At 49.4% G+C, this 19318-nt stretch carries 15 protein-coding genes; 8 read left to right on the forward strand and 7 right to left on the reverse strand.

From position 1 onward, the window contains the following. The first annotated feature begins 25 nt into the window (after nucleotides 1-25). Entirely contained in the window at nucleotides 26-1669 is a 1644-nt protein-coding gene (locus AB8516_RS05845; RefSeq protein WP_369158948.1) for a DUF1501 domain-containing protein, read from the forward strand. A gap of 6 nt (nucleotides 1670-1675) precedes the next feature. Here the strand turns inward: AB8516_RS05845 and AB8516_RS05850 are convergent, their stop codons facing one another. Together AB8516_RS05850 and AB8516_RS05855 are read right to left on the reverse strand one after the other, a co-directional pair. Then, the gene (locus AB8516_RS05850; RefSeq protein ID WP_369158950.1) at nucleotides 1676-2749 is read right to left on the reverse strand and encodes a homoserine O-succinyltransferase; all 1074 of its coding nucleotides are present in this window, start codon (nucleotides 2747-2749) and stop codon (nucleotides 1676-1678) included. A gap of 13 nt (nucleotides 2750-2762) precedes the next feature. After that, nucleotides 2763-3629, reverse strand: coding sequence for an ATPase (locus AB8516_RS05855; protein WP_108295425.1), 867 nt, complete (start codon nucleotides 3627-3629; stop codon nucleotides 2763-2765). 310 nt (nucleotides 3630-3939) lie between these two features. Here AB8516_RS05855 and AB8516_RS05860 point away from each other — a divergent pair, with 310 nt between their 5' ends. From AB8516_RS05860 to AB8516_RS05870, 3 genes are all read left to right on the forward strand, one after another. Further along, complete coding sequence (locus AB8516_RS05860; RefSeq protein WP_369158953.1) at nucleotides 3940-4731, forward strand: response regulator; 792 nt, start codon at nucleotides 3940-3942, stop codon at nucleotides 4729-4731. A gap of 403 nt (nucleotides 4732-5134) precedes the next feature. Next, nucleotides 5135-6193: an HD domain-containing phosphohydrolase gene (locus AB8516_RS05865; protein ID WP_369158955.1), complete on the forward strand. Its 1059-nt coding sequence runs from the start codon at nucleotides 5135-5137 to the stop codon at nucleotides 6191-6193. Beyond that, complete coding sequence (locus AB8516_RS05870; protein WP_369158957.1) at nucleotides 6190-8100, forward strand: response regulator; 1911 nt, start codon at nucleotides 6190-6192, stop codon at nucleotides 8098-8100. Before AB8516_RS05865 ends, AB8516_RS05870 begins: the two co-directional genes overlap by 4 nt. Nucleotides 8101-8127: 27 nt before the next feature. Here the strand turns inward: AB8516_RS05870 and AB8516_RS05875 are convergent, their stop codons facing one another. From AB8516_RS05875 to AB8516_RS05885, 3 genes are all read right to left on the reverse strand, one after another. Then, nucleotides 8128-10629 (reverse strand): ATP-binding protein, encoded by a 2502-nt coding sequence (locus tag AB8516_RS05875; RefSeq protein WP_369158959.1) that lies wholly within the window; start codon nucleotides 10627-10629, stop codon nucleotides 8128-8130. Nucleotides 10630-11291: 662 nt separating this feature from the next. Continuing rightward, the gene (locus AB8516_RS05880) at nucleotides 11292-11762 is read right to left on the reverse strand and encodes an aminoacyl-tRNA deacylase (RefSeq protein ID WP_369158961.1); all 471 of its coding nucleotides are present in this window, start codon (nucleotides 11760-11762) and stop codon (nucleotides 11292-11294) included. Between the two features lie 312 nt (nucleotides 11763-12074). Continuing rightward, on the reverse strand, nucleotides 12075-14369 hold the full coding sequence (locus AB8516_RS05885; protein WP_369158963.1) for a toll/interleukin-1 receptor domain-containing protein: 2295 nt from the start codon (nucleotides 14367-14369) through the stop codon (nucleotides 12075-12077). 365 nt (nucleotides 14370-14734) lie between these two features. Between AB8516_RS05885 and AB8516_RS05890 the strand changes: the two genes are divergently transcribed. Continuing rightward, complete coding sequence (locus AB8516_RS05890) at nucleotides 14735-15478, forward strand: N-acetyltransferase family protein (protein WP_369158965.1); 744 nt, start codon at nucleotides 14735-14737, stop codon at nucleotides 15476-15478. Between the two features lie 145 nt (nucleotides 15479-15623). Here the strand turns inward: AB8516_RS05890 and AB8516_RS05895 are convergent, their stop codons facing one another. Further along, nucleotides 15624-16529: an efflux RND transporter periplasmic adaptor subunit gene (locus AB8516_RS05895; RefSeq protein ID WP_369158967.1), complete on the reverse strand. Its 906-nt coding sequence runs from the start codon at nucleotides 16527-16529 to the stop codon at nucleotides 15624-15626. Nucleotides 16530-16998: 469 nt separating this feature from the next. Here AB8516_RS05895 and AB8516_RS05900 point away from each other — a divergent pair, with 469 nt between their 5' ends. Beyond that, entirely contained in the window at nucleotides 16999-17274 is a 276-nt protein-coding gene (locus AB8516_RS05900; RefSeq protein WP_369158969.1) for a hypothetical protein, read from the forward strand. Continuing rightward, the gene (locus AB8516_RS05905) at nucleotides 17274-17459 is read left to right on the forward strand and encodes a hypothetical protein (protein ID WP_069128163.1); all 186 of its coding nucleotides are present in this window, start codon (nucleotides 17274-17276) and stop codon (nucleotides 17457-17459) included. Before AB8516_RS05900 ends, AB8516_RS05905 begins: the two co-directional genes overlap by 1 nt. A 31-nt stretch (nucleotides 17460-17490) precedes the next feature. Here the strand turns inward: AB8516_RS05905 and AB8516_RS05910 are convergent, their stop codons facing one another. Then, nucleotides 17491-17886: a hypothetical protein gene (locus AB8516_RS05910; RefSeq protein ID WP_108291529.1), complete on the reverse strand. Its 396-nt coding sequence runs from the start codon at nucleotides 17884-17886 to the stop codon at nucleotides 17491-17493. Nucleotides 17887-18346: 460 nt separating this feature from the next. Between AB8516_RS05910 and AB8516_RS05915 the strand changes: the two genes are divergently transcribed. Next, entirely contained in the window at nucleotides 18347-19234 is an 888-nt protein-coding gene (locus AB8516_RS05915) for an alpha/beta fold hydrolase (protein ID WP_369158972.1), read from the forward strand. Nucleotides 19235-19318 lie beyond the last annotated feature (84 nt).

Consider the following 19318-nt stretch of genomic DNA (forward strand, 5'->3'; position numbering starts at 1 on the left):
GGTAATCCAAGGAAGCGATCAGGCTATGGTGATGCATCGAAGGGATTTTCTAAAACAAGCAACGGTTATGGGAGGTCTCGGTCTGTTAGCTCCCCTCGGCCAACTGTCATATACCAGCCCATGCCTGGCCGCTGCACCGGACTTTTCAGACTACAAGGCACTGGTCTGCATCTTTCTCTATGGCGGTAATGACACATTCAATATGTTGATTCCCTATGGCGGCGCGCCGGGAAAAGGCTATATGGAATATGCCTCCGCTCGAAGAGATCTGGCAGTCGCTGACAGAGACCTTGACCTCAGCTCAGTGACCACCGGCAACACAGATCTGAACCGGGGCAATCTAGGATCGGACAGTGCCAATCCCTACAATGTGAACCAAACTCAAAGCTCTGCTTATACACGAGGCCTCTATCCACTGACCGGTAAGGGCATCGATCTCGCTGTGAGTGGTGTAATGCCGGAACTGGCCCAATTGATTGTCGATAATCGGGTCAGTATCGTGGCAAATACCGGCACCCTGGTCGAACCCGTGAGCCGTGCAGATATTATCGCGGGTGGCGCTGAACTGCCAAAATTCCTTTTTGCACACGACCACCAGCAAAGAGAGCTGCAAACCGGGCGGGCCGATGATCTTGGACATATTGGCTGGGCAGGGCGAATCGCGGATGCCTGGAATGACATCAACGCCGGAAATCCGGTGGGTCTCAACCTGTCCTATTTCAACAATGATCGCATGATGGTCGGTCGAAACAGCTCCCCCCTGGTATTGAAGGCCAACAACCCACCCAACATTGGCCACCTGAGAACAGGAGTCAATCGTTACCGGGATGATCGTCGTGCACTTTTCAAGGCGCTTGCCGGTGTGCAAGGCAACACCAGCCGACTCGATTTCAACACTGCGAATACGGCGAGTACGGGGGACTATTTCAAAAGCCTCTACAATCGCCTGTTATTGAAATCACTCTCTACATTTGACTTTTTAAGCAGCAGTTGGCAGGCGATTCACATGGACTTTGCAACCCCCGATTCTTATGGCCGGGAGCTGTTTTCCATTCCCACCAATCAACAACTGGGCTTTACCAAAAATATCAGCGGAGAACTGATCAGGCAGCTTGCCTCAGTGACAAAGATGATCCATATGGGTGCCTCGGGCATCCTGGGACCAGGATACAACAGGCAGATTTTCCTTGTCCGATTGGGTGGATTTGACACACATGCCGGCCAGGCAGAACACCACCCCCTGCTTTTGCGGGAGCTGAGCCTTGCCCTGTGGAAATTTCAGATGGCGATGGAGGAGCTTGGTTATTCACAGCAGGTCACTACATTCACGATGTCCGATTTCGGCCGGACCCTGACAAATAACGGCGATGGCACCGATCATGCCTGGGCATCGAACCAGCTGGTAATGGGCGGTCTTGGTGATCATTCGCCAGGCAGTCTGGATGGTGGAAAGCTGTTCGGCACCCCTCCTGACCTGCGACTCGGCGGTAGCGATGATTACGGTGAAAAGGGGCGCTACATTCCCACTACCGCTCAGGATCAGGTGAATGCCGCCATTGCCCAATGGTTCGGTGTGGATGATTTCCTGATGCGGTCACTGTTCCCCAATCTGGTGAATTTCCAGACTGGGACCGATTACGAATCAGCCTATACCGGGCTTTTTGTCTAGGTCCGGTTAACCCTGTGTCAAACCGAGCGGATCATTGGGATCCACGCCTTCCATAAAGGGGATATTGCGGTCACGGTGGGTAATTTGATAGACCAAACCTATCCAGTTTCCGATAACCGCTTCAGCCGTATCATGCCAGGTATTATCCAGCGTATCGGTGACCAACGCCTCCGGAAAGGCCGGCATGGGTTGCTGTTTCGACATGGCCTGTTCGAGATGTTCACGATACTCGTTGAAAATCGCCTGATTACGCAGGGTGAAATAGTTGTCCGGAAAGGGTGGATAATCTTCGCGCATGCGGTTGAAATAGAGGGTAACCTCTCTTTTGTACTCCTTGAGAAGACTGATGGTGTCATATTCAGGATGCCCCTGAAAGTAGACAACCCTCAGGCCATCCTGACTGACAGCCAGATGGACCCCCCCCTCTTCACTCTCCACCAGGACCTTGAGTCCAGCCCGTTGGAATTGCTCCCGGGTAATCTGGTTGAAACGGGAGTGCGGCACATCGAAGCGGGTATTGACATCATTCACCAGAGGATGTTTCGGATCCATGACCCGGTGGCTGTAGACACCCCATAGCTTATCCCCCATATGGGTACGTTTCTGACCATGATGTGATTGAACAACAGCATGGGTCGCCAGACAGGAGCAGAGTACGGAGGTTACATTGTCATAGGCCCAGTCGACCACTTCGGTCAAGGGCTGCCAGAATGCCTCCTGGGCCAGATCCGGGTGTGTGACATTGGCGCCGGTGATGATCAGCGCATCCAGGCCATCCTGTTTGATCTGGCCGAAGGTCTCGTAGTAGGCCTCGATATGAGTCCTGGCCTTTTCACTACGCGGTAATTCATCAAGGGTGAATGGGTGGACGAAGAACTGCGCGATGGGATTGGCCTCTCCCACCAAGCGGAAAAATTGTCGTTCAGTCGCCTCAATCGCGCTGTCGGGCATCATATTCAACAGCCCGATATGCAGCTCGCGTATATGTTGATGTGTCGCCCTGTCCGGTGAGAGGACGTTCTGCCCCTCCTGTCGCAGGCGATTGAAGGTAGGCAGTTCAGTGTGTGCAACCAACGGCATGACGATCCCCCATTCAAAGCGCTACGGACTGAGTACTGGATTCCCTGTCGATGACCTCTTCCAGCAGCTGCAGAAAATCGGATTCACTGTTGACCATGGATAGCTCCTGAGTCGTCACTGTATAGCCGTAATCACGGGCGATTGCCTGATAACGCGGTATCCGGGCGCGAAACAGGCGCGGAAAAACCCAGCGCGTGAAATCAAACGGATCGATTAGCGAAACATATTCCAACTCATTGATTTGCATATATTCGGCCAGGTGGTCGTCAAGAAACGCCTCACGATAATAGAGTGGTTTTGGATGTGACACGGAGCGTGCGATCAGTGCCGTTTCATCCTCCTCGGAAGCCTTGATGTAGAGAATCAGCGAGTACTCGGCGAGAAACTCCAGCAGACCAGGTTCATCCAGTTCGCACAGGCTGCCACCCACATCATTGATGAAATGTGAATAGCCGTAGATCATGCGCGATTTACGTATGAAGCTTGGCACATCGTACATGGCGGCGATCTCGGCCTGGCGATGCAGACTCTGACGCCGCTTGAATTCGGTCAGCGGCATCCCTCCCAACTCCGGATTGCCCAGCATTCCGAGAAAGGTGGAGACCGGTTTAAGGTTATGGAAGGTGATATTGTTGCGGATGAATATAGAATCCGAGCGCAACAGATCACGCAGCAAAGGCACACTCATGGCCTGATCTTTGATGCTGTCGAGAATGGGTTCGTCCAGATAGCGGGTACCGATGCGGTAGTCTCCCGAATAGTGAAACCACTCCTTCCGTCTCAGTAGATTCGACAGGCGGGTCTTACCCACACCGGACATACCCAGCAGGGTCACACATTTCCGATCCCAGGCACGAAATTGTTCAACACTCAATCTCACGATATCTACGCTCCAATTCACTGAGAGGCCAATTCTACGGGCTAGGGCCTGTTAACACTAATCCAATCAGCCCTGCTGGGCTATTTTTTCGTCCGGCAAGGCAGAATGAACGAATGATAACGCCGCTGGGCGGAAAAATAGCCCCAGCCCTTTGGGTTGGGCAACAAAGGAAGTGCCCTTGGGGTGCGCCCAGAAGGAAGTGCCCTTGGGGTACGCCTGAAATAGCTCCAGCTACAATCGGACCGGCTTGCTTGCTATGATGACTTTGACACAACAATAAAGGCATCAGCCAGTATTTGATTACAAGCAGATGAATATCAAAGACCTCTCAGTCATCCTGGTGGAACCCTCGCAGACCCAGCGAAAACTCATCGCCAAGCAACTCGCAGCACTGGGAATCAGCCATATCGAATTATTCAGCAACGGTAGCGACACGCTGCAGGCCCTGCCTACAAGTAAACCGGACGTAGTTATCAGCAGCCTCTATTTGCCGGACATGACCGGGACCGACCTTGTATTTGAGATGCGTGACGATGAGGAACTCATGCAAACCGCATTTATGTTGATCTCCAGTGAAACCAGCCTTTCCTACCTGGATCCGATCCGCCAGGCCGGCGCCGTGGCAATACTGCCAAAGCCCTTCACCCACGACGACCTCTATCTGGCCATGCAGGCCACCCTGGACTATGTAGAGACGCCCGATCTGGAACTGCACGACATCGACACCGAAAACCTACGAATTCTGATAGTCGATGACAGCGGTATGTCCCGCAAACATATACGCCGCATTCTGGAGGCTATGGAGATTGAGAGCATTACCGAGGCAGGCAATGGCGCCGAAGCCGCCAGCCTGATCGACCAACATTATTACGACCTGGTCATTTCGGATTACAACATGCCTGAAATGAATGGTCAGGAATTGGTCGATCATATCCGTGATCAAAGCGGGCAACCCGGCCTCCCTATCCTCATGGTAACCAGTGAGTCCAATGAAAACCGACTGGCGGCAGTACAGAAATCCGGTGTTTCAGCAATTTGTGACAAACCCTTCACAACAGAGTCCATACAGAGTCTGCTACAGCAGATTCTGTTGGATCTATAAACTTAAACACTCGCATTAAGAGATAAATTCATTTAACATTTCAGGAAGTTAATTCACCCCACACATAGATATACCATAATGAATATCGTATGCAGCCATCCCACAACCTTAGATCAGCTGCCATAGAGCATATACAGCGGCATGGAAAGCGTGCCGAAACCGAAGTGGATACCTGATACTGTCCAATTGGCAATAGGGGTTGGCATGTCGACAAATCAAGGAAGAGTCAAGCATTGAACATCGATGCCGTTAATGAGCTAGGAAAGTGACCATCAGAAATACCCAACATTAGGTGTGGCGGCCGGGAATCGCGCCGAATCCGCCTGCAACCTCTACCGATGGTCACAGATGTGGTGTCGATGATCCTGGGACCAAAGCGAAAATCGGGCGAAACCTTGTCATTATGTCAAACGTACTTATCATTGATGATCAATCAATAACCAGAATGATTTTACAGGAATTGGTTGGTTCCATAGATAAGGATATCACTTCAACCTGCTTTGCCGACCCCACCCAGGCGCTCGAATGGGCAAAATCCCATGAAATCGATCTGGTTATCACGGATTACAAAATGCCGCAGATGGATGGCATTGAATTTATCAAGTGGATCAGGCGAATACCTCGCTGCAATGATGTTCCGGTGATGATCGTCACCTGTGTGGAGGATCAATCGATTCGCTATCTTGCACTGGAATCCGGTGCCAACGACTTTATCACCAAACCCATTGATCATACGGAGTGCCGCGCCCGTTGCCATAATATGCTCACCATGAGTCTGCAGCGAAAACTGATAAAGGACCGGGCGTTGTTGTTGGAGCGGGAGATCCGTAAAACCACTCAGGAGCTGCATGACCGGGAGCAGGAGACCTTGATGAGGCTGGCGAAGGCCGGGGAGTACCGGGATGAAGACACCGGGAACCATATCCTGCGCATATCCCGCTACTCAAAGCTGATTGCCCATCGCCTTGGTCTATCTCACGAACGATGTGATTTGATCGCCCAGTCCGCACCCATGCATGATATAGGCAAAATCGGCATACCTGACGCCATTCTTCTGAAACCAGGGCGATTAACCCTGGAAGAGTACAAAATCATGCAACGCCACACGCTTGTAGGCTATGAGATTCTTAAAGACAGCCTCTCAAAATATATTCAGATTGGAGCAGTTATTGCGCTCAATCACCACGAAAAATTCAATGGTGAGGGCTACCCACACGGCCTGAAGGGCGATAGCATTCCTCTGGAAGCTCGTATCGTGGCCATCGCCGATGTGTTTGACGCCCTGGTAACCGACAGGCCATACAAAAAGAGCTGGCCTATGGAGAAGGCGATTGAGTATATTAATGAGGAGCGAGGCAAACACTTCGATCCGGACTGTGCCGAAGCCTTTCTCAGTGAACTACAGGAGGTAGAATTGATTCACCATGCATTAAAAGCCGCCCCCAGAAGGACCGATGCGTGAGCATACCTGCGGAGAACCGCCTGCCATCCCCGGCTGATCCATCCATCACGGGACGCCGATACCACGGTACGGCTTTTATCATTAGCAGCATTGTGGTCTGCTATATGGTGAGTCAGTTTCTCTGGCTGGAACCGTCTGCAGACCAACTGGCAACCGTCACCCTGGCTGCTTATTACGCCATGATACGGATGATCCAGCTCATCACAATTCGTAAACCGTATCATCTCCCGCTGCATTTACATGGTCCGCTGGTCGTTTTCGATCAAATATACCTGGGTGTTATGACACTGTCCGGACTACCCGTCTACTTGACATTGCCACTGAGTGGACTATTGCTCTTTATGACGAGATCACTGGGTGTGAGTTATGTATTAATCGCCATACCCGTAACTTTTGCCATTGTGCTCTATTCACTGATCGGCTTTTCTGGTTTTCAGCTGAATGCGCCGACTGCCATCATCATATCACTGGCGATGGTTTTCACTGCCAGCCTCAATATACTGCTGCCACTATTCATCGCGGCAATACGCAAATCCAGCCCATCGGAAAAACGCAATTCACAGGAGAACGAATCTCAGGAATCTGAGCAAGCACCACAACAGAATACACGTTTTTTCTCTCCTATCATGGAGAAATCAGGGCCGCGTATCCTGATAATATCAAATAACGATAATCGGCTGACATCAATAACCGACCACTTCAACGACTGGGGCTATGACTACACAATCAGCAGGAATTGTGTTCAGGCGTTCAGGCACATGCTGTCACGTTATCAGCTCAATAAATTCGTTTCCTACACAACTGTGATAGTTGATCAGCAGGGGCTGGATCTCGACCCGATATCACTGGCGCAACTGATACAAAATGAACCCAGGCTGGCAGGTACAAGACTGATCTGCTACAAGGCTCCCTCTGTTCTTCATCAGCAATCACATCAGTTATACCAAGCGGGCTATGCCGCACTCCTCGAAAGCCCCCTGAATAAAGCCCGACTGTTCAGTGCGCTTCACGGGGAGCAACAGCAATACCTGGATTCCACCAACATTATCTGCCTCTCAGAACACAGAGCACACAAAAAGAGCAAACAAAAACAGGGAATTATCCTGCTTGCAGATTCCGCGTCTTCTGAAAGAACCACTCTCAGTAAAGCACTTATTCAGGCAGGCTATAAAGTGCATATGGTGGATGATGGCGATCAGGCACTTGATGCGCTTGAAGAAGAATCCGTTGACCTTGCGATTGTCAATATCAACCTCTCAATTATGAGCGGCACCCAAGTACTCAAACTCCATCGCTTTACCACACCCTATAAACAGTGGGTGCCATTTGTATTTTTGAGTAATGAAAACAATGCGGATACGTTACGGCTCTGCCGTTCAATCGGAGTACAGGCCTGCTTCTTCAAACCTGTGGTTGCGACCGATTTGCTGGAGATGATTTCTACATTGCTCACCCAGCATCAATCAATAGATACCGACCTCAACCACTACCACATATTACCTGAAGAGAACAATCTAACGCATTTTCAAAACGCCAGCCTGCTGGATCATATGACACTTTTACGTCTGGAACGGCTGGATAGCGGCATCACATTCATTAATGACTTGATCAAAATTTTTGAGGCGGAAGGGTCAGTAATACTACGCACCATGCGGCAAGCTGTGGATAGGAAACAATTTGGGCTATTTCTCGATCAAGCGCAAATACTACTGGACAGTGCCGGCCAACTTGGCGCATTTGCCCTGTATGAGCTGAACCGTAATGCGACCAGGTTACGAGCATATGAATTCGAATATAGAGGTTATGAAGTATTGGAAGAAATAGAAAAGACCTTCAACCTCACCTTACAAGCCTACTCCCATTATCTCTCTCAGCGTGCCGCAGCGCTGAAAAAGGACCGAATTTAGATTTTGCAACGTCGCTGCGGTATATAGCTAAGGTTGCCTCTTTTGAAGATAGTGGTTCAGTGCCTGACAGGTTACGGAATAGGTCGAGGATATTTTTGCCAACATCTTTACTCCGCGGCTATGTAAATCCGACTGTTCGATACCTGACACGGCAGAGCACACCGTCTTGAGAGAGAAGGCTCCCATACCCGAGGCATTGTCTGCGATGGCATGGGCACTATCCCGATATTGATTAAGATCCCCCTCCTCCAATGACTTTTGCATATTTATCAGCTGGGCATCACTGTCGCGTAAAAAGCTATCAGCCATACTCTGCAAAAAATTTGGGTCTTTACTCAGTTTTTCCAAATCCATCAGTGTCTTGTGATCGAGCACCTGAAGATGCCTCACCGAATTGGCCTCTCGTAGAGGCTGATCCATCAATGTACCCGGTGGAATGTCCATCATTTCTATACCCAATACACGATTCACCATTTCAAGCAGGTGAGATGAACGGACCGGTTTAGTCAAATAGGCGCTGACACCAATCTCATCACACTGTTTAACAGCTTCCGTCGTTGCATTCGCTGTAAGAATCATGAATGGCATCTGCGCTTCATCCACATGCATGGTGCGGTAGTGTTTTATGACATCAATACCACCGACATCTGGCATTTGCAGGTCCACTATCGCCAGATCATAGGGTTTTGTATCCAATAGCGCTATCGCCTCCTCTCCATTGGAAGCCACATCAACGGTATGACCCTGCATTTCCAATATTTTCTTTACAACCTTCTGGTTGATCAGATTATCTTCCGCCAACAATATACAAGAGTGTGTGGATTCTCTCGGAGGTAACCCCTTAAACACCATAGACCCGGCATCTACTCCTTGTCGTGTCTTGTGAAGTACATACATGAATGCATGGTGGAGCTTTTTATGAGTGACGGGAGGTGACACGATGGCGGAACATCCATCACTATCACCTGCCTTGATATCATCCCTTACACAGACTATAGAAAGTCTGTCCAGACTTTTTTCCGCCCTGATCGCGCTTATCAACTCATCAACAGCGAGACCTGTGTAGTTTTCGTCAATAATTGCCATATCAAACGGAGAGTCCATTTTCTCCGCATTCAATAACTCAAGAAAGCCATCGGCAACACTGGTGCACACTTTTGTTATCATCTGCCGTTCCTGCAGATAATCGAGTACATGGTTTTCATTTGACAGCAAATCAGTAAACAGAAGCACTTTGACTTCATCGAGACATATCTCATCATCTAACAGCTTCCCTGGCAGCGCGGGTAATACGAACCAGAAACGACTGCCTTCGCCAGGCCGGCTTTCAACTCCGATTTCCCCTCCCAACAGCTCAACCAACTGTTTTGTAATCGTTGTCCCAAGTCCGCTGCCGGTTTGTTGATGAATTGTTGTCTCATCACATTGAGAGAAACGGTCAAATATCCGCTGTTGCTGGGATTCCGAAATACCAATACCGGTATCGATCACCTCAAACAGCAGCCAGGAATCTTCTCCTTTAAGGTGCTCTCCCGCGGTTGGAGAGAGCCGCAGTGTTACACTCCCTTGTTCGGTAAACTTGATAGCATTATTTAGAAGATTGATCAGTATCTGTCGCACCAGTTGCGGATCTGTCCGAACCACAGGCGTTACGGCCATATCGATCCAACTGTTCAACTTAATCGATTTTGCATCCGCGCTAGGCTGCATCATCGCCAGGACATCCTGAATAAGTCGTAAGATGTCGTGATCTTTGAGTAACACTTCCACCTTACCTGCTTCGATTTTCGAAAAATCAAGAATATCCTCTATCAGATTCAACAATGTCTCAGCTGATGCCTGAATTGTGCGCATAATCTCCCGTTGCTCGATTCCCATTGGCGTGCTCGCCAACAAATCGGTCATCCCGACAACACCGTTCAGAGGAGTACGAATTTCATGACTCATATTCGCCAGAAAACGGCTCTTTGCCGTGCTGGCGGCTTCAGCCCGTAACTTTTCTTTTTCCAGGCGTCTCAACAGTAGTGTTACATACAGGGTGGTTATCAAAAGCCCGATTAACAGGCCGGTACTCATAAGCTTGTGCTGAAACCAGAATTCATTGTTCATTATCACAATGCTGAATCCGATCAGACTAAGCCCGCTGGTCAGGACGAGTGCAGTGGTACCAAAACGAAAACCATTGCCCAAACTGATCCAGAGATAGAAGACATAGAGCATTGCCGCATATTCTCCGCCTATCCACATTGACCAGGTGATCATCCCCACATCGAACAGCATGGTCATTTGACGGCGTAAAAGATAGCGCTTTGGATCGATGGTAATCGCAATGAGAATACAAATTGCGACGAAGAAATATAGCGAAGCAATATAACGAAGCTGATGAAAGAGGTCATCCGGTGGCGTGAAGAGTTGCAATGCGAAGCAATAGATTAGCATCAGTATTGCCATCACGACGCGCACAATCGACTGCTCCCACTCCCGGTCTGGGGCGGACTTCAGTCGATCAATGATTGTTTTGAGTTGCATGACTATTACTGCGTCCTGCTTAATTGTTCTTCAAGCCCCGTGACAGTTATTCATCACACCCCGAGAGAGAATCACGGGCATTAACCATATTTGCATCATGGTTGATTACGTTTTCGAGCTGAGTTCCGTAGTAACCATGCGATAATCAGTTAACATTACCATATCAATCTATCGCATAGGCGACAGATTCCCCGGCTATCGGGTATTAGGGTCTGTTAACACTGCAAATAGTATAGTTACTTAAGCGAGGAATAGTGTATGGGATTATAATTCAACGTTTACAGAACTAATGTTTACGACTTGCTCGAATATAACCCAATGCTGCGGGCCTTCCATGTCTGCTTTCGGTCCCCTGCACCCGCACCCCGTTCGACGGATCTTCTTGCAACGATAGTCAAAGCATCCGGAATAAGTTCCACCTTTATCTCTTCGAATTCGAAAAGCTACTGATATTGTCTGAGGAGTGCATTATCACATCGCTTTCTGTGAACCTACTGGAATGATGCTCAATTGTAAACCATCACCTGTACTGGTGGTTTATACAGATGAAAACTGATCTGCTTTGTTAAATAAACACCTAAGATATTTCGATATATCAAATTATCGATCGGTGATCAGGTAGATTCAATTGAGCGGCTCCCATCGGAGCCGCTGATTGTGTTTCAGTGATGGCGACTTATATCCACCGGTTCAGCATCACCCAGCAGGTGGGCGAACTGTTCACCTGAAACCTTGATCAAGTGTTCGTGATCACCCGACTCGAAATAGACCTCGGGTTGATTCAACAATGTTCTGTCAACCAGAGTGATCAGCTTGTACGCAGTACCGAGGGGTGGTATGGCGCCCCGTTCGCAGTCGGGAAAGAGCTGTATCAACTCATTCTCGGTGGCAAGGCCTACCTCTCTATCGAGCAAGCGATGCAGTTTTCCCAGGTGGACATGGTAATCGCAGGGCACAACCACCATCATGTACTCATCCCCCTCCTTGACGATGACTGCCTTGGCTAGATGGTCACTCTCCACATGGGCGGCGCCGGCACTCTCCATACTGGATTGGGTATGTTTATGGGCGATCAGCTCATAGGGTATGGCTTGTCCCTCCAAATAGGATCGGACGGTATTGGAAACACTCATGGCTTACCTCCAAATGGCTAGTCAGATGAAAGGCCACTTCGCATAGGGTTATTTACGGTATACCACAAAAAAATGACAGCGTTTTGAATCGATGAAGGACTCTATATCAATTTTAGCCGATCCTCAGCATTGTGTTGGGAACGAATTTGCAGGTACCGACAAATAATACGAGGTCATGGCGTCATCAGATCGTGCTGGATTAATTATTTCATTTGCATTGTTGGGTGACGATAAACATTGGTCACTGATTTTGTCGGCTACAGAGAATACAAGTGAGGTAATCGGATTAGTGTTATCAGGTCCTAGGGCATTTCAAAAATCCGAAAACGTTTGTTGATGAACTTCATCAACACCTGTACTAGCGATATATTCACTCCATTCGGCCCGGGTAAGATTTCTCCCGGCAACCTGCCTCGCCAGACTCAGGAGCTCAACATCGCTGAGTTGCGCATAACGATTGTTAATTCCTGAGCCTGCAGCAGGTTTCTCGAACATCCATAACCAAGGCGGACCATCTTCATCCAGTGTAACCAGCCAGTCTTTGTCTGGTGCGAAAATGATCTCTTCAGTCTCTATCTGCCTGCCAAAGAATGTGAAGGGCTGTTGTGCCGGATTACTCATGTCGAAATCCCATACCATCGGTTCCGCCGCCAACACCAAGAGAGCATTTCTGTTTTTGAAAAACCCCAGTGAAGATACCCCGCGTCCCTTGACATCAAATTCACGCATCATGCGCAGCTCCCTGTTGTCGCGTTTCGATTCGGCATAGTCGTTCAAATCCCAGATGCGCACCTTGGAATCGTATCGGCTTGCCGCGGCGATCCAGCGATCGTCACTGCTGAATGTAATATGATTCACCTCTTCCGGCAGTGTCAAATAGGCCCGATACGACTCATCTCCCAAGTGCCACAGTGTCACACCCCTGTCGTTGTCACCGCTATCGCCAACCTTCCATCCGACAACCGCAAGCCAATTCCCATGGGTACTGACATCCAGCATGGAGATGGCCCTGGACTGTAGAAAGTCTTTCTTATCGATGGCAATCCGCCATGCGTTATTGTCAAGGCGCCATAAGTCAATCTTGCTGCCGCTTACCGCCAGGCTGTTATCAGTATCGGCAGCGGCAAGCCATCGACTGTTCGCGCTGAAACGCAAAAGGCGTATACCGGCACTTCCTGCCAGCTTTTGTGACATACCGGCTCCACCTTCATCAAGGTTGCGCAGATCGATCAGATTCGGTGTGAGATCGCGATCGAGTATAGCCAACCAGTTTCCATCGTCGGTAAACACCATATCGTCCAAATCGCCCCAGTGTTCACCAATCTTTGATAGAGGCAATTCAGTACGGATGTTTTGTGTATCCATGAGGCGGACCGTATATTTGCCTTCAACTACGATCAACCAACGCCCATCCAGCGTGAGCGCTACTGGTTGAGCATCGACCTCCACTACCTCTTTGCTCTCCAGGTTCACGAGATATTGAGTTGGCTTGTTTTCATCGTCGGATTCAGCCTGCACCATAAACCAGTTGCCTACGGGTCCATAGGTACGCTGTACCTTGCCTTTTGACCAGGGAATCAAGTGATACGATTTGGATAGTCCATATGCATCAAGTTCGATAAAATGCAGTCCGTTGCTGCTTGCAAATACGATTGAATCACTGTCGACAGAAAATGATGAGTAATAGGAACCAGCCAGTCCTTTGGCCATCGGCCTTGCCATGTAAGTCGTTAGCAGTTTTGCCAAAGTCTTGCGCACTTCCTGTACCGTTTGTTCGCCTGCCCGCTGGGTAATACGCATACCCTCCGCCGCGAGAAGGATCGCTAACTGAGGATTGGCACTCACCAGATTTTCCGCTTCCGATGCCAGGTTAAGGGCAACAGTTCGGCGATGATTGACTTGGGCTTGTTCGAAATTATCTGCCGTTTTTGTACGTTGTATGAGGAAGAGCACTGCAAGAGACAGTACAATGAAGAGCCCGATCGAGCCGACTACAATGGTTCTTCGACGTATTCGCGTCGCGAACGTCCGGCTCTCTTCAATATATTCTTTTTGCAGTTCGGTTGAGGCCGGCTCTTTGCCTAAAATGGATTGTTTCAACCACTCCTCCGCCGAGATGAGATCATCGCCGCGAAGCACATAACTCGAATTCCGCTCCTTTATATCCCACTCGCGTGCGCGTATGTGTAAGCGTGTATGGCGGCGCACCCAATCATGGTCTGTCTCAATGGTTTCAATCAGTTTTTCCAGACCATCGGTATAGGCTTCACCTTGATCGAATGGCAGCCAATTCAGTTTTCTCAACTGTTGTGGTACCTGTGCGGGATCGACAGGACGGTAAACTATCGGAATCAATCGCTTATAGTTTGACAACGCATAGTTTATCTCTTTCTCACATTCAGCGGATGCTGCCGATTCAGGGCTGATCACAAAGATCACGGCCTGGGCTGAATCAATTGCCTGTTGGATTTCCGGACGCCATTCAACCGCATAAGGAATGCTGTCTTGATCGACCCAGACTTGATAATCTCTCTGTGTAAGGCTTTCTCGTAGTTTAACTACGAAATCCGTATCCACCCTGGAATATGAGATAAAGATATCATCCATCGCAAATAATCACTGTCCATCATAATTCATTGGAGTATGGCCGCATGCTAAGCAGTCAGATCATTCAATTATATCTGATTACATCTGACATACCGGGACATACTGGATCAGCAATACACGACAACATTGTTCCTGGTACTACGCAGCTCTTCGCTAAATATTGAATCAGATTCATACGCATAGGCTTTCACATGGCGTGCAGATCTTTGTAAAAGTTCCATAACTGCTTTTATAGAAGTAACTTTTGCGACTTACATTCAGCTTTCGATCTTGTATCTCATATTTTTAACCCCGCCACTATGTTGCACCGCACAATTTTCACCTATACTATGCACTATATGCAATTGCTCCGCGGAGGTATGGCGATGAGCAAACAACTGAAAATCGATGCAGAGTACTGCGAACGAATCATCCTGGATTCCGGTGATTGCGTCTGTCTGCGGATGGTCCGGCCTACCGATAAGGCGACAATGCAGCGCGCCTTTACTGAGCTTTCCGGACCTTCCCGCCATAAACGATTCTTCGGTGCAAAACAGTCCCTCACCAAGGAGGATCTGCGTTATTTCACCGAGACTGACGGCTGGGACCATTTTGCTCTGGGGGCGGTAGTCATCGGTGAAGACGGCCGTGAAGGGGATGGGCTGGGAGTGGCCCGTTACATCCGGTTGCAGGAAGACTACGAGTGCGCGGAAGTCGCCATTACCGTCATCGACCGAATGCAGGGCAAGGGAATCGGCCGCATGTTACTGGAACGCCTGACCACTGCTGCTATCGAGCGGGGCATTCTGAGATTTCGTTTCGAGTGTCTGGCCTATAACCAGGAGATGCAAAACCTGGTAAAGAAGGTCTGCCGTGTTGTTGAGACCCGTTCTGACGGTGAGATCATGATTGCCGAAACCGACCTTCCCCGCCAGGATCCGGAGACTACCCCGATCACTCAGGAGCAAGTGTTCCTTTTTTATGATCTATTTCGTGCCATGGCGATCCACTCTGTGGATCTACAGATGAGCCTGAACCGGGCGGCTGTTAATCGGACCATGAAGACAACTTTCATAGGCGCCGACCTACTGAAGCGGATCAAGCGCCCTGACCTCTTCATGTCGCGCTGAGACCCAGGTCGGGAAGAAAGCTGGTTAAGTATAAAAAGTAAGGCCATGTAAGCCCGGCATTGACCTGCGCCGATATCGTCCTGAGGATAGTCCTTAGAGACTTTCCGCTGATTAAGCGGTAGATGAAAGCGCCCGTACTGAAATTTTACTCGTCGAAAACCTGGAACCGGTCACCCGGTTTGATCTCGGGTGACACCACTCTTACCCATCCCTTCTGCGGACCATTGGAGCGCCCCAGGTAGACCACTGAAATCTCGTTTCCATCCGGACGCTTCAACCAGTATTGCTCGTAACGTTGCTGAAGCGCACGCTCGGGTATCAGCACGGCGCCGGAACGCATCGGAATATCAAGTGCCAGGTCGACCCTCAATCCCCCCCTGTATGCAGGCAGGCCGGTGGAGAGTTCGAGTTCAAGATGTATCTTGCGTGACTGCTCGTCGAATGCAGGTGATATCCTGATTATCCTGGCCGGCAATTCCTCTTTAAGTTCCGGCAGATAGACTATGAGTCCCGCCTCCGCTTGTGTCTGCAAGGCCTGATACTCCACCACACTGAGCGCAAATGGCGCCACCAGACGACTGTAATCGCCAATCTCGACCACCGGTTCTCCGGCGCTGACCCACTTGCCCGGTTCGACATGGCGCGCGATTACCCGCCAACCGGCCGGTGCCTCAATGCAAAGCCGCTCCTTGCGCTCTTTCAATATCTCGGCCGCAATAATTAACGCTTCGATCTGGGTTTGGGTCTTGTCCAGATTGCGCTGTGCCGTATCCATTTGGCTTTGGGTCGAGCTGTTTTTTTTCAACAATTTGCTGTAACGGGCCACCTCCTTTCGAAAATAGGCTTTATCAACCTTCAATGCCTTGCGTTCTGCTTCATTTGCACGCAATTCAAGATCCAGATAGGTATCATCAAGACAAGCAAACGGCACTCCCTCCTCGATACGGTCGCCAATATCAGCATTTACGGATATGATACGCCCCGCTTGTTCCGCGGAGAGGGTTAGCTTTGAGTGGGCCCGGGTAAAACCAGACTGTATCTCTCTTTGCACTGCGGCCTTCACCTGCACTAAATTTTCCGCTGCAAAGAGCCCGGAGACAGAAATCACTGAGATGAGTAAAGACAATAAAACGCGCAATCTCATAGTGCGGTACATCCTATAACTCAGGCATAGACTGAGACTGTATATGCAAGGCTAAAATATATGATGTTCGGATCGAGTTAACTGTAGTTACCCTGTTGATTAATGCAACGGGTATCAGGTCACTGATTTTTAATGGATATCCGATCATTATCACATTTTTGCCGATGGCTTGCGAATCTTATAGAAACCTTTCTGTTGGGTGTATGCAGTGTATGGCCAGAGAGGGGGAGAATGCCGCTACGGTTTTTCTTACGGAATGATATGCGGTTCACCTATTGATCCATGCCTATTCAACAATCCGCCACTCAATATGACTTGTGTATAAATGTGTGTATGTGTATAATTAAATCATTGTATCAGCGGAGTCTTCAATATCATGGCCACTGCCGAAAATCTGGTCCGCAAACAGATCATGCTGTCTACCGACAACATTGAAAAACTCGACAAACTGTCCAAGCAACGCGGCACTTCTGCTGCGGAGATCGTAAGACTGTCGATAGAATCCTATGATCCCGATTCAGCGGACATAGAGGAAAATGAATTGCTGGAACTAGTTTCCGAACGCTTGAAAGAAGCGATCAAGGAGACAGCCAGCACCAGGAGACGTCTCAATAAAGCGCTCAAAAAACTGGAATCACAGGAAACGAAATAGTGTCAGGTTTTAAAGAGATGCTGTTGGATGTACTGCGTCTGACAGACGAAGTAAAGCGCATGAATAAGGACATCGAACGGGTTGAATCGATCATGCTCGATGTAGACAAACGGGTGGTTCGCCTGGAAACCATCGTCGAGATTGCGAAGTCACAAGGCGGCCAACCAAAACTGCCAAAGAAGTAGCGAAAAGTGAAATCGTGGCGGCTTTAAAAGGCTATGCTGCAGTCTCCGGGGGCCGTTCGGTCATGGGATGCAATCTTGCTTCCGCCTCGATCCGCTTACCATTGCCCCACGCCCTTACCGCTTCCACAAACCAACCCTGACGCGTCGGATGCGGACGGATGATATCCTGTTCTACAACGAAACTGCCATCGCTGTAAAAACGGAGCTGCCCGAATTTCACACCCTTTTTGTCATGCCAGTCACCGACCAGTTCATATTCACTGCTTGATGGATCGCGCTCAAGCCGGTAGTTGGCTTCGATCGGTTTTTTCAAGTCAATATCCTTCTGATCAAACCCCAGCCTGGCAGTCTCTTCATACATTCGATCGATGATCTTATTGGCGAGTACTCTGATCTTGTAATAACGGATTGCGATTATCTCATCCATCACAGCCTCCACTTTGATTGTATTCAACTACCGGAACGATACAGTCGCGATATTGACTCAATTCTGTTTCATTAGGGTGACTATTTCCTGAGGGATTTTTTACAATCAACCAGATTCTCTTAGGCCTACGCAAGCAGTAAATAAAGACAAAAAACCGGGACATGCCGGCTAGAATGGATACACCGGATCACCTTCTGACACTATGAATCTGAGAGTGACAGGCTGGTCATTGAAGGTGAGGGAGTTTTTGTACGGCACAGTAGAGATCTGTGTATCATATCAACAATAAGCAGATCGACCACATAACCGGACCGGTATCTTATGATTAATCAGTCAAAGAATTGAAGTACATTAAATGATAAGTATGTAATCGACTCTCATCTTGATTTCACGCAGCTGTCATGCCTGATAATGATCATCACGCAATCCATACAGCAAAAATCGGGTCAAACACAAAACGATGGCTCATGAAACAAAACTGGTGAAGCTCCCGGACAACAGGCATCTGGCGTATGCCGAATATGGAGATCCTGAGGGGGTGCCGGCCATCTACTTACACGGCTTTCCCGGCTCCCGCCTTGAGGCTCGCCTGTTTGACCTGCCGGCGCGTCAACACGGACTGCGGGTAATAGCGCCGGACCGTAATGGTCTGGGGCTGTCGGACCCAAAACCCGGAAGACGGCTCATTGACTGGGCGGTGGATGTGGAGGATTTGGCCGATAACCTGAAGCTAGAGCGGTTCTTTCTGATAGGCATCTCAGGTGGCGGGCCCTACGCCCTGGCCTGTGCGCACAAATGTGCTGAACGCTTGGATGGGCTGACCCTGGTCTGTCCACTTGGCCCCCTGGATCAACCCGCTTTGCTCGAATCCATGCGCTGGCCCGCCAGGATCAATTTCAGGTCAATTCGAGACACCCCTTGGCTTTCGAATATCAGTTTCCGGATTACGATCGTACCGCTGACACAACTCTGGCCTCAGTGGATATATCAGATAATGCTTGGCATGGCAGTACCACCTGATGTTGCCGTCCTCAACCGCTCTACCGTACGCAAGGCGATAACCGCCTCTATCCGTGAAGCGGTACGTCAAGGGGCAGATGGAGTGCTGCAAGAGATGTCCCTGTATACCCAACCCTGGGGATTCGACCCGGCAGAGATCACCATACCGATACAACTCTGGCACGGTACAGCCGATAAAACAGTGCCTATTCTACATGGCCTCACACTTGCCGAAAGATTGCCTGAGTGTGAGATGCACATCGTGGATGGTGAAGGACACTTCTCCCTGCCGATTGACAGTATGGAAAAAATTCAACGGCAACTCATCGGCAACCGGTTCAATGTATAAAACAAGCGGAGGTCAATATACGGTAGTGGTCAGGTGTGACGTGTCGGAGGACAACATACTGGCACTCAAGTATCAAGGAGATAC

The organism is Candidatus Thiodiazotropha sp. LNASS1, assembly GCF_964212655.1.
Classification (GTDB): Bacteria; Pseudomonadota; Gammaproteobacteria; order Chromatiales; family Chromatiaceae; genus Thiodiazotropha.